This is a genomic window from Mesorhizobium escarrei, from assembly GCF_935825525.1.
Taxonomy (GTDB): Bacteria; Pseudomonadota; Alphaproteobacteria; order Rhizobiales; family Rhizobiaceae; genus Mesorhizobium; species Mesorhizobium escarrei.
The window spans coordinates 210,474-221,842 of sequence record NZ_CAKXZT010000152.1 but is presented as its reverse complement, the minus strand read 5'-3'; the positions used below and the strand labels follow the sequence as shown (position 1 = coordinate 221,842).

Here is an 11,369-nt window from a genome sequence, read left to right as displayed (position 1 = left end):
CCACCGGTTTTGCCCCGGTTACATGTTGTGTGCAAAAATCGCACACGAAAGTTCTGCTTCTCTTCTTTTTTCGTTCCCACGACGGAGCCGCCGACAGCCCTCTTCGGACGCTCTTCTGCCGACGATATTGACCGCTCCATTGCGGATGTTCGCCGGGATATCCGTGAACCTCATTTTGTCCGCCGCGGCGTCCAGTTTGCTGAGCCGTCAGTTACTTAGAGGCTAGACCAGCCTCCACCAGTCGGCGGAACGCCTCCGATCTAGTGGGAAGATCGGGCTGATTGCGGCGCCATTCGTCAACGCGAGCAAGCAAGTCACTCGAGAGCCGGAGTTCGAAGCGCTCAGTTTTGTTATCAACAGGATCGGGCGTGTTTGACAATGGCTATGTCCGTAATGTACGGTATGTACGTAATTTGTGGTTCGCGCTTGCAGCCGACCGACGTGCTCGAACACGTCGCTCGGCCTGACCACAACCCAAGCTGTTTGGAGCTCGGATCATGGCTGATTCCGACAATAGCACGACTTTGCCTTCCGTCATCCGCAGGGGACTATTTCGCGCAACAACCGACGCTGCCGTTGAAATTTGGCGCGAATGGCAAGCTGCTCATGAAGAGACCGATCGGTTGAGCCGCGAGCAGCAGCGTCTGGAGCGGAAGCTCGTAGACGAAGTCGGCTTTCCCACAGTGTTGCCCCGATTGTCAGTTGATGGGACCGCTACGCCGCCTTCACATGAGGCATTTCGCGATGTGCTCTGCGTCGGTTCTGTCGACCCGGCGGTCAGCGCAAAGGCCGAGGTCGATTTGACGGCCCATCAGGCGCGCTGGGATGTCTGCGACCGGGCGATCGGGTATTCCGCCACGTTGCGCGCTGAAAGTGAGGCAGCCGATCGGGCAGAGGCGTTGCTTGAAGAATTGTCGAAAACGCCAGCTATCTCCCTTGTCGGTGTGGCAGCGAAGCTTGATGCCATACTCAGGGAAGGACAGCCGTCGAAAGGCGATGCCGAGTTTCCCTGGCCACAAATCCGTTCTGTTCTGGAAGATATTGGTCGGATCAGCGGGCAGCCAGGGCCGAGCTGACCGCACGAGGCCGTTTCAAGCACTCGGCAGCTGCCTGTCATTCGGATCTTTGGAGGTTGTCGCGAGGAGAGCCTACCGCGACCAATTCTCTATGAGGTGATGCAATTGCGAAAGGCATTGGTGGAATCAACGCGCCCCCGCGTCACCCAGGCGTGGCCAAAGCCTGAAACCGAGCATAGCCCGCATCCCGCAGATCGGCACGTCGGCAACCAGATCGCGATCGTTCGCGTCCAGTCGGACGTATCGCAAGCTCAGCTTGCACGATCCATAGGCATAAGCTTCCAGCAGCTTCAGAAATACGAGAATGCAAGGAACAGGGTGAGCGCATCCATGCTCTACGAGATCGGTAGGTCGCTGAGCGTTCCCGTCAGTCGCTTTTTCGAAGGCCTGCCCGGAAATGACGAGACCAGCCGTAACGCTTCGCCCCTGCCAGTCGATGAGCGCATCGACTTTATTGCCAGCGCGGAGGGCCGGCGCCTGATCGAGGGGCTGATGCAGCTTCCTCCACGCGTCCGCAATCGCGTGGCAGCCGTAATCGCTGCAATGGGGGAGGAATTGGTCGGGCTCGATGCGGATAGGGACACCATGGCGATCTACGATCCCATGCCTGACGACCGCAAGACCGGTTGATAGACACTTGCGGCGGCCTCGTAGCAACCCGCGAGTTCGTCAGTAGGTTTTTAAGCCGTAGCGGTTCCCATGCCCCAGCTTCGCACCGGCCATCTGCCATCTGCCTCCTTTGCCTCTACCAAAAAGTGAAAATCCCTGAATCGTTTCGCTTCAAAGCGTGGCAGTATGTCGGAAAATTGCGCCCTGGTGACTTCAAGGGAGAGGCTCAGCGACGCTAGCTGATCGGCTTCAAAAAGAGCGCCCGCGTCGGGATGATCTGTCTTCATGGGAGTTGGAGCCATGATCATAACGACGCCAGGCCATCTAGTTCGGCATCATCAGCGAGGCAGCAAGTATGACATAGCTGAACTCGACTGATTGGCGTGGTGGTCCGGGCTGCACGGACTGGCCAAAATTGATGTTGGCTGAGCCAACGATCTCACAACGCCATTCGCCAGCAACAAGCGGCGGCAGATGAAGACGGTTAGCCTTTTTTCGGACTGTCATTTTCTAGGTTTTGCGTCAGGAAGCCGGCAACATCAACACCATTCCGGTTCGCGCGAATCTGATCGTGTTATATGTTGACCAAGAGGAAAACGGGCGGGCCACCATTCGCCAAGGTACGATATGGTTCGAAGGAATGTCCGTTCTTCCAAAACCGGCTGAAAAACCGGCTGAATTCTGGAATTCAAGCAGGTGGGGTCGCACCGCCTAAGTCTAAAAGGCGAGCAATTTCAATAAGATGGAATGGAGCGCCCGAAGAGATTCGAACTCCTGACCCCCAGATTCGTAGTTTGGACCCTTCCCAGAAACGGAATCCCTTTACCCGTTAGCCAGCCAGTGAAGGCCGCAGGAATTACTTCCAAGCTTCTGATGTCTGCAGATGCCCTGGCTTTCCCGTCAATGGTCTGGCCGGAGCTAGTGACTGTTCTCTTCTAGCCGGCGCGGCGGTCTTGCCCCGTTCCTGCCCGCTCCTTCGCTGCGCTCCCGTGCGGGGACAAGCCAGCCCTGCACGCCGTCTCCCTTTGGAACCGTCCTCCGGGACAGAAACCAATCAACCAAAGGAAAAGACCATGACCAACAAACGCAACACCGAAACGAAGTCCGAGCCCAAGATGCCAATCTACCACGCCTACACCGTGGGGGACGGCAAAGGAAGGCCAGAAGGGTTTCTGGACCCGCATCGGCTCGTTCTTCGCCCACGACCACGGCTAAGGGCGGAACGCTCCTCCTCGACGCCCTGCCGCTCGACGGACGCATCGTCCTTCGCGCACCGAAGGCCGACGAGTAGGAGGCCGACATGCGGATCTTGACCCACGACCTGCGGGAGAAGCTGCTGGCGAATGGTCGCCAGCAGCAACCCCTTCGCGGCACCGACGGCGAAATCGACTTCGTTCCCGTCGTCAAACTGTTCGCGCCGGATGCCGCCGCGACTTGGCTCCTCACGGGGATCGACCCGGATGACCCGGATATCAACTTTGGTCTTTGCGACCTTGGGCTCAGTTGTCCGGAAATCGGCAATGTCAGCTTCTCGGAGCTTGCTGCCGTTCGCGGCCCGCTGGGCTTTTTCGCTTTTGGGCGAGGTTCCCGGACCCCACCCTCGCGCCCCCCCCCCGTCCTGGTCTCATATCCCAGCGATAGCGGCTGACACGTTGGGCACCTCCAACCTGAACCGACAACTTTGGCACCTTCCCAAAGAACACCGGGCATATCAATCGTGGATAGCAGGGCCAAGATAAACGCTTGGCGGACCTCACAAGCAGGCTCTTTCCACCCTTGAGATTACTGACAATCGACATTCCGATGATTATCTCCCCTCAACGAGACTTGATCGCGCCAACTGTTGATTTAGGATTGTGTCGGGTGTCGCGGGGGGAGCAATGACCGTATCGCTCTTTTCCGATGTCTTTAGACTGGTCCGCCGAACGCGAATAATCGTCGCTGTTCTGCTGATACTGGCCGTCCTGCTTTTCGACCTTGCAATCGAGGGGACTACGCACGAAACCGTCTTAGCGATGCTGATGGACAGGCCGTTCCAACTCGTATGCACGTTTGTCTCGGTGACCGCTGCATCCTTCGTCATTAGGACGATTGCCGAGCAGTCCGTGGCGCTTAGCGGGGCCGCGTTCAACGATCGGCGTCATCTCCTGGGGACGAAATGGTACACCAGGCTTTGCGGCTTCGCCCCAGGGGCTCTGGCGGGGGTTGCTGTCGGGTTCGTCACGCTGACCACCAAGTCCTCCTTGTCCGGGTCGGAATTAGCGATGGGTCTTGGTACCAGCCTTCTGCTCGTCGGAAGCTCCGCCGCTATCGCAATCTCGTCTGCAGGATTTTCGGGGCAAGCTTCTGGACCACCGCTCTCCACTCTCCTGTTCTGCATTTCGGCGGCTCCGCTGGCCGCGGGGCTGTCGACTCTGGCCGGCTATCTGTTTCTCGAGATCGCCGGATATCAGTCGTTCTACGCTATCCCGTTCTGGCTCACGGATTTCAGTCTTTCAGGTGGATACTCGCGATCGGCAATATTGCTGCACGGCTGCTTAGGTGGGCTCCTTCTGCTTCTCCTGACCATCTGCTTGGGCTTCTATCTGCGCTTTGCCTCGATGGCGATATTGGTGTCTGGCGCTCTGAGACAGAGATTTGCGTCGGCACGCTCCCGTTACGCGGTCTTTGCCCTCGGCTTGGCGGCGATAGGGTCCGTTACGTTCCTGCCGCTCCTCATGTTCATGGTGGTTCCGCTGTTCGGCGAGCTGCCGAATCCCTATCAGGAGCGCAACGATGTCCTTTTTGCTCCAATAACTTTGGATGCTGCCGACTACATCTACGTCGGTGCTACGTTCCTCGCCATGCTTGCAGCCGCCGTGGCAAGTTGCCTTTGGGTGGCCAAGTCGCACAGCCTAGGCCTGCGGACCGGCCGCGCCTGCCACCTGGCTCGCAGGTGGCGCCGTCTCGCCAAAGCCGTTGGGAAGCTGCCGCGCTCGCAGCAGAGGCTCGACCTGCTTTTCCTTTTGCTGCTCCTGGCCCTCTTGGTGGTGTTCAGCAGCGATCTCAGTATCGGGGTGGCGCAGCTCGTCGGTTCTATGAGCGTCGTGTTCTTGTGGGCGACAGCAGCGGTCGTGATGTTTTCACCGTTAGCCGTGGCCTCCTATTACATGCGGGTTCCATTGTTGTTGGTGATCTTTTGCCTTTCCGTCGGTTTTTCATTTTTGAGTATGAACGACAATCACCAGGTCCGGCGAGAGGTGCTATCGACGCCGCTCCCGGAACCTTGGTACTTTAAACGGACCATTTCGTTCGCCGATTGGCTTGCAGCTCGACGCGATCTCGGCCGCTACGAACGTTATCCCGTGTTCGCCATCGGCACGGAGGGCGGGGGTTTGCGAGCGGCGTATTTCACGGCGATGACGCTCGCTACGCTGCAGGATCTGTGCCCCATGTTCGCCGAACACACCGTCGCCGTCAGCGGCGTCTCGGGAGGGAGCATCGGGACCGCCGTCTTCGCGGGTTTGCTGGCAAGCGTGGATGCGCCCAAGAAGGTGGACGCGCCATGTGCCGAGTCATTGGACCAGGCGCCCCGCATATATCGTGATGCCACCCGCAGGGTCTTTTCCCAAGATTTCCTGTCACCGCTCTTGGCGGCCCTGATGTTTCCGGACGCGTTGCAGCGCATGTTGCCCTATGCGGTCGACCCATTCGACCGGGCCCGCTTCATCGAAGGTGCATTCGACGTAGCGCTGGACCAAGGCGCTTGCGCCCACGGTTGCGTACGCAAGCCAGGCGGTATGCTTTTCGGGGAACTCTACTCTTCCAACCGGCCTTTAAAGCCATCAGACCAACAGATTCCGTGGCTCTTTCTGAACGCGACTGATGTTTCCAACGGCGTGGTGAGGGCCATCTCTCCCGGTGTGATGAGGCTCCGTCAATTTAAGGCCGAGCCGTTGCACGGGGAGGGGTTCGAACTCGAAGCCAGGAGCATCCACTTCGATTCGACCTTTTGGCCGCTGCAGTTTGTTCGACGTCTCTATGACCCGGCCGATCTGCCGCTCTCGACGGCGGCATTCCTGAGCGCACGTTTTCCACTGCTTATGCCGGCCGGGGTCGTGCGTGGGAATAGCGATTTCAACAGCATCGGGGGCCATGGACAGGCAAAGCGTTTCGTCGATGGGGGCTATTTCGAGAACTCGGGCGCATATACGCTTGGGTTGGTTCTGGGAAGCATCCTGACCGAGCGTTTCTATGCTGCGTCAAGTCCGGGCAGCACCCCGTCGGTTTACACCTCCTCCGATGCGTCCACCTCGGAAATGGAGGCCGATCCGCCGAGAGCCGTGCTGGACCGGATGGCGGCGACTGAACTCATCGCCCTCCTGATCCAGTCGACTCCCTGCCGTAACATTGCCTTTGGGACAGTGGTCCATGAGGAGGAGGGGACTTTCGAGGACATTCCGTTCTGCGCCGATGGCTCCCCGGAATCCCGCGACGAAGAGGGTGTGGGCCTCGGCGAAGTCCTCAGCCCGATCCGTACGCTCCTCCAGGTTGGCAACACGCAGGCCCTCAGATCGATCTCGCAACTGGCTGACGACACCATCGAACAGCGAAAATCCTACCTGAAGCTTTGCGGCCTCCGTCTGCTCGACAGAGACCCGTTTTGCAGCACGGGCGCAGCGGACGCAGGGCGCTACCGTGACTTCTATCCCTTCTCAACGATAGGTCTGTCCTTTTTCAACTCCTCGGAGTTCGACATTCCCTTGACGTGGCAGCTTTCGTCGCGCTCGTTGAATGCCTACGATGAGGCGTTTTCAAACGCGCTCGACACGGTATTTGGCAAGAAGGTTTCGGCCTCCAGCAGTTTTCATGTTGCTGGCGACCTGAAGCGGGCCTACTGCGCCCTGGCGCGGCTGCAGGCACCCCCCTGTATGCAGAAATAGGGGCTGCTCCGGAGAGCGAGAACTAGCTGAGGATCTGGCGGCCAAGGCAGCTGGATGAGAAAGTGAAGGTTTTCGGGCGCGACCCGTGTCCTGGGACGCCTCGGCTACCTCCAACTAAGGCACCCCCCACAGACCGTATCCATGTCGCGCTGCTTTCTGACAAGCTCTTGATCGCCGCTGAAGGCAGATTCTCGATTGTGATTGCTGCAATCATTGTCATATCGATCGCTTGGCTTTGGTTTGGATGAGGCAGGTTGTTTTATTGATTGAGGCCATCGAGGCTTTACGACCAAGTCACTTGCGCCGATTATGCGGCCCTCGCAACTCGGATCGTGTGAAGCATCTCCGGTTTGAGATGCGTATATCGCCGTAACATCTTCCAATCCTTGTGACCCGTAACCAGCGCTACTTGCTCAATTGTGAATCCAGCTTCGAAAAGGCGACTCGTTCCTTCGTGACGCAAGTCATGAAAATGAAGGTCGTGGATGCCCAGGTCAGCGCATCCTCGACGGAAGGCGGTGCCGACTGACCTATGATTGAACGGGAATATTCGATCATCGTCATTGCTGCGCCTTGCCCGCTGCTCCTCAACAATGGCCCATGCGTCGTATCCAGTTGCCGCGAATAGGGGTATGCGCTGATTGTTCCCGTTTTTGTTTCGCGGGTCTTTCCGGTCACGGATGAGAAGCATCCGCGTGCGAGATTCCAAGTCGGACCAACGCACCTTGCAGATCTCCTCCTGGCGCATCGCGGTTGCGACTGCGAAACGTATGATCTGGCTAACCGGTGCAATTTGACGAGGGTTTGCATCGAAGTGACCGATGAGCCTGTCGAGTTCATCCTGCGTCGGCCGCCGGTCGCGCTGATGGCCTTTCCCAACGAGGCCAAGCCTCTTCAGCGCGATACGCGCCAGATCAACCGGCTCGACCTTGACAGGTAGACCGTGAACGGCCGCAGCATCGGACAGGATAAGTTTTACAAAGCCGATGTCGATGCCGAGAGTCATCGGTCCGTCACCTTGGGCGGCCCGGTCGCGGCCAAAACGAATGAGCCGTTCGCGATCGAGAGCCGCGATGTTGCACTTTCCCAGATGTCTTTGAAGCTTATCGAGGGCTGCGGCCTTGGAGCGGCGAGGGGACTTGCCTACATCGCACATGTCGTCGATATGAAGGTCAATGAGTTCGCCGAAGGTTTTCAGGCGCGCTATACGGGACTTAGTCGGCGTCTCACCGCGATCGACTTGGCGCTCGGTCTCGGTCGCCCAGTGCCGTGCGTCGTCTCGGCGCAGGAATGTCTCGCTGACATAGCGACCTTTGCGACGGACTTAGACGCGCCAGGAACCGGACGAGAGCTTTGTGTAGGTGGCCATTTTTTCGTGTGCGCTCCGTGTGCACTGAGAGATCGAAACGTGGCGAAAAGGGTCGTATTCTGGCGTAAATTCGTGTGCACTCGGCAGGTTCTAACGATTTGATGTTAAAGAAAAAATGCTGAAAAATCAACATCATAGAGTGGCCGTGGCGCCCATGATGGACTGGACGGACCGGCATTGCCGGTTCCTCCATCGCCAGTTGACGCGCCGGGCGTTGCTCTACACCGAGATGGTCGTGGCCGACGCGGTCATCCACGGCGAGCGCGAGCGCTTGCTCGGCTTCGATGGTACCGAACATCCGGTCGCGTTGCAGCTCGGCGGCTCCGACCCGCAGAAGCTTGCCGAGGCGGCCCGCATCGGCGAGGCCTTCGGCTATGATGAGATCAACCTCAATGTCGGCTGCCCGTCCGACCGCGTCCAGTCGGGTACGTTCGGTGCCTGCCTGATGAAAGCACCAGTTCTGGTCGCCGATTGCGTCGCGGCGATGAAGGCCTCTGTCAGCATTCCCGTCACCGTCAAGTGCCGCATCGGCGTCGACGAGCAGGATCCTGAGCCGGCGCTCGATGCGCTGGCGGACCGGGTTTTCGCAGCCGGCGCCGACGTGCTGTGGGTGCATGCCCGCAAGGCGTGGCTCGAAGGGCTTAGCCCGAAGGAAAACCGCGACATCCCGCCGCTCGACTATGGCCGCGTCTATCGGCTGAAGGCCAAAAATCAAGACAAATTCATTGGCATCAACGGCGGCATTCAATCCCTTGAAGAGGCGCTTGACCACATTGATCATGTCGACGGCGCCATGCTCGGCCGCGCCGCCTATCACACGCCGGGCATTCTCGCAGGCGTCGACGCGGCGTTTTACGGCGACAATCCCCAAACGTTCGATTTCGCCGCGCTGATCGATGCCATGGCGGATTATGCGGCACGCCATATCGAGCGGGGCGGGCGGCTTGGCCATGTCACCCGTCACATGGTCGGCCTGTTCCACGGCCTGCCCGGTGCGCGCCGTTACCGGCAGATCCTTTCGACCGATGCGACAAGGCCCGGCGCCGGACCGGATGTGCTGATGGCGGCCTTTGCTGCAGTCGATTTTAGCGGGACGGACGCCGAAGCAGCCTGAATGTCCAATCGCGCAAGATCATGCGGTCGCTGGCGTGTCTTCCGCGGTCTGTTCAGCAAATCGGAGGACCGTCGATAGCTCGGGCAAACCTAGTCAAGCTAAGCAGCGCTCGCCCGCTCGGCGTCCTGCATTTCTTCTTTGATCGCGTGCGCTATGGATCGAGTGCGCAGTGCATCGCGCTTCGGCGGCGCCTGGAAGGTGCGGCGATATTCGTGGGTGAATTGCGAGATGCTCTCGTAGCCCACCTCGAACCCAGCGCTGGTTGCCGAAAAGCCTTCATCGAGCATGAGGCGGCGTGCTTCGATTAGGCGAAGCCGCTTCTGGTATTGTCCCGGCGTCAGCGATGTCATGTGCTTGAAGTGCTTGTGGAAGGCCGTGAGGCTCATCGCCGCTGCCGCCGCCAAGCGCTCGACGGGAATACGCGACCGATACTCGGTTCTAAGAATCGCGATGGCCGCCGCGAGACGGGTCGCGTGACTGTCTGGATCGGCAAGCGACCGCAGGGCCGCGCCATGCTGACCGGAGAGGAGCCAATAATGCAGCTCTTGCATAATTCCGGGGCGCAGGAGCGAGGTAGCATCCGGTCGGTCCAGCAAGCGCATCAGCCGCACTGCGCAATCCAGAATTGCGGCATTGGTGTCCTCACCGAACAAGGTGCGTGTCTCTGACGGGCGCTGCGCACGCACGCTGCCCAACTGCGCCGCGACCTCGCGCAGGAGCGTCATCTCGAGTTCGACCGCGACGGCCAGATAGGGCTCGCGCTGGCTTGCCTGAACAATCCGTCCGACGACCGGCATGTCCGCGCTCACGATCACGGATTGCCCGGCGGTGAAGACTTGCTGCTCCCTGCCAACAGTCATCAGCTTGGCACCCTGCAGGACCAGACAAACCAGCGGCCGATAGACCGAATGCAGGTCGCCATGCGGTGACTCGACGCACATCATCCGCAGGCCTGGCACTGGCGTCAGCGCCAAGCCATCCCGGTTTGCATGGCGGGCGGCATAGGTGTGAACGGCATGTTTGAGGACGTCCATCAATGTCTCCTGCAGCGGCGCGATCCTGGTGATCCTAGCATGTGGGCGGGCAAACATCACGTGGGCTGCAGGATCGAGCAAGTTTTGCGCATGCGTTGGCAAGCTGTCCACCGCATCGCTCGGTATGAAATGTCGCGACCGAACAAGCCCGCTCGATAAGGAAAGGTATCTATGTCTGGACAGAACGTGTCACCGAAACGAGCCGTGCCGGCGAATGTCGCCAGGGCTCTTCGCGGGGCATGATCTCCGTGACCGCCGCAGCTCCCGGCGTCACCCTGTTCACTGACGGGAAGTCGCCGGAGCAGATCGCCGGCTTCGCCGCGCGCACGCCACATCAGCGCATCGGCGAGCCTTCCGACATCGCCGGCCCAATCGCGGCGCTCTGCAGCGGGGACGGTGCTTGCATCAATGGACAGACGGTACTCGCAAACGGCGGGATCGTTTGACCAAACTGGCTGGAATAATGGAGCACAGAACGATGAAAATGACGGGTAACACGATCCTCATCACCGGCGGCGGTTCCGGGATCGGGCGGGAACTGGCGCGGCACTTCCATGCGCTCGGAAACACTGTCATCGTCGCGGGACGGCGCAAGGAGGCGCTCCAGCAGACGATCGCCGGGCGTGAAGGCATGTACGCGATGGTCGGCGATGTCGAAGATCCAGAAGCAATTGTGGCATTTGCCAAGCGCGTAGTCGCCGAGCACCCGGCGCTCAACGTGCTCATCAACAATGCCGGCATCATGCGCCGCGAGGATCTGACCAGAACCCGCGATCTGCGCGACGCGGAGGAAACGATCGTCACCAACCTGTTCGGGCCGATCCGCCTCACCAACGCGCTGATCGACCATCTGGCGGCGCGGCAAAATGCCGTGATCGTCAATGTCTCGTCAGGCCTGGCCTTCGTGCCGCTGAGTGGCACGCCGACCTACAATGCCACCAAGGCGGCGATCCATTCCTATACGGTGTCATTGCGCGAGCAACTCAGGGGCAAGGTCGAAGTGATCGAGCTTGCGCCGCCGGCGGTTCGCACTGAACTCACGCCCGGCCAGTCGAGACGCGACGAGTATATGCCGCTTAATGCGTTCATCGACGAGGCGATGGCGCTGTTCAGCCGGGAGCCGACGCCCAAGGAGATACTGGTGGAGCGCGTGGGCTTCCTGCGCTGGGCGGAGCGGGACGGCCGGTTTGATCAAGCGGTCGAGATGCTCAGGGCTCACTGAGCAGCGCCGAAGTGGCCTTACTG

Annotated in this window: 10 protein-coding genes; 8 read left to right on the top strand and 2 right to left on the bottom strand. The window is 59.6% G+C overall.

What is annotated here, in order from left to right; translation table 11 throughout:
* The 5 genes from NMG80_RS28290 to NMG80_RS28270 form a co-directional block, all read left to right on the top strand.
* The coding region (locus NMG80_RS28290) for a hypothetical protein (protein ID WP_254021145.1) at window positions 1-219 on the top strand (219 nt) is incomplete at its 5' end.
* 278 nt (window positions 220-497) lie between these two features.
* Window positions 498-1,076 (top strand): hypothetical protein, encoded by a 579-nt coding sequence (locus tag NMG80_RS28285; protein WP_254021144.1) that lies wholly within the window; start codon window positions 498-500, stop codon window positions 1,074-1,076.
* 99 nt (window positions 1,077-1,175) lie between these two features.
* Window positions 1,176-1,706, top strand: a complete 531-nt coding sequence (locus NMG80_RS37105) for a helix-turn-helix transcriptional regulator (RefSeq protein ID WP_301943396.1) — start codon at window positions 1,176-1,178, stop codon at window positions 1,704-1,706.
* Window positions 1,707-2,985: 1,279 nt separating this feature from the next.
* The gene (locus NMG80_RS28275) at window positions 2,986-3,333 is read left to right on the top strand and encodes a DUF2958 domain-containing protein (RefSeq protein WP_254021142.1); all 348 of its coding nucleotides are present in this window, start codon (window positions 2,986-2,988) and stop codon (window positions 3,331-3,333) included.
* A 232-nt stretch (window positions 3,334-3,565) separates the two neighbouring features.
* Complete coding sequence (locus NMG80_RS28270) at window positions 3,566-6,607, top strand: patatin-like phospholipase family protein (RefSeq protein ID WP_254021141.1); 3,042 nt, start codon at window positions 3,566-3,568, stop codon at window positions 6,605-6,607.
* A 307-nt stretch (window positions 6,608-6,914) separates the two neighbouring features.
* Here the strand turns inward: NMG80_RS28270 and NMG80_RS28265 are convergent, their stop codons facing one another.
* Window positions 6,915-7,613 carry a site-specific integrase gene (locus NMG80_RS28265; RefSeq protein WP_436798700.1) on the bottom strand — a complete coding sequence of 233 codons (699 nt, stop codon included), beginning with the start codon at window positions 7,611-7,613 and terminating at the stop codon, window positions 6,915-6,917.
* A 478-nt stretch (window positions 7,614-8,091) separates the two neighbouring features.
* Between NMG80_RS28265 and dusA the strand changes: the two genes are divergently transcribed.
* Complete coding sequence (gene dusA / locus NMG80_RS28260) at window positions 8,092-9,090, top strand: tRNA dihydrouridine(20/20a) synthase DusA (protein ID WP_254021139.1); 999 nt, start codon at window positions 8,092-8,094, stop codon at window positions 9,088-9,090.
* 98 nt (window positions 9,091-9,188) lie between these two features.
* Here the strand turns inward: dusA and NMG80_RS28255 are convergent, their stop codons facing one another.
* Entirely contained in the window at window positions 9,189-10,124 is a 936-nt protein-coding gene (locus NMG80_RS28255) for an AraC family transcriptional regulator (RefSeq protein ID WP_254021138.1), read from the bottom strand.
* A 248-nt stretch (window positions 10,125-10,372) separates the two neighbouring features.
* Between NMG80_RS28255 and NMG80_RS28250 the strand changes: the two genes are divergently transcribed.
* Window positions 10,373-10,570 (top strand): SDR family oxidoreductase, encoded by a 198-nt coding sequence (locus NMG80_RS28250; protein WP_254021137.1) that lies wholly within the window; start codon window positions 10,373-10,375, stop codon window positions 10,568-10,570.
* A 32-nt stretch (window positions 10,571-10,602) separates the two neighbouring features.
* Entirely contained in the window at window positions 10,603-11,346 is a 744-nt protein-coding gene (locus NMG80_RS28245) for an SDR family oxidoreductase (RefSeq protein WP_254021136.1), read from the top strand.
* The last annotated feature ends 23 nt before the right edge of the window (window positions 11,347-11,369 follow it).

Bases quoted from the DNA above. Each gene is read 5' to 3' on its own strand.
- NMG80_RS28285 (WP_254021144.1), top strand. From the start codon at position 498: ATGGCTGATTCCGACAATAGCACGACTTTGCCTTCCGTCATCCGCAGG.
- NMG80_RS28245 (WP_254021136.1), top strand. From the start codon at position 10,603: ATGAAAATGACGGGTAACACGATCCTCATCACCGGCGGCGGTTCCGGG.
- NMG80_RS37105 (WP_301943396.1), top strand. From the start codon at position 1,176: ATGCAATTGCGAAAGGCATTGGTGGAATCAACGCGCCCCCGCGTCACC.
- dusA (WP_254021139.1), top strand. From the start codon at position 8,092: ATGCTGAAAAATCAACATCATAGAGTGGCCGTGGCGCCCATGATGGAC.
- NMG80_RS28265 (WP_436798700.1), bottom strand. From the start codon at position 7,613: ATGACTCTCGGCATCGACATCGGCTTTGTAAAACTTATCCTGTCCGAT.
- NMG80_RS28255 (WP_254021138.1), bottom strand. From the start codon at position 10,124: ATGGACGTCCTCAAACATGCCGTTCACACCTATGCCGCCCGCCATGCA.
- NMG80_RS28270 (WP_254021141.1), top strand. From the start codon at position 3,566: ATGACCGTATCGCTCTTTTCCGATGTCTTTAGACTGGTCCGCCGAACG.
- NMG80_RS28275 (WP_254021142.1), top strand. From the start codon at position 2,986: ATGCGGATCTTGACCCACGACCTGCGGGAGAAGCTGCTGGCGAATGGT.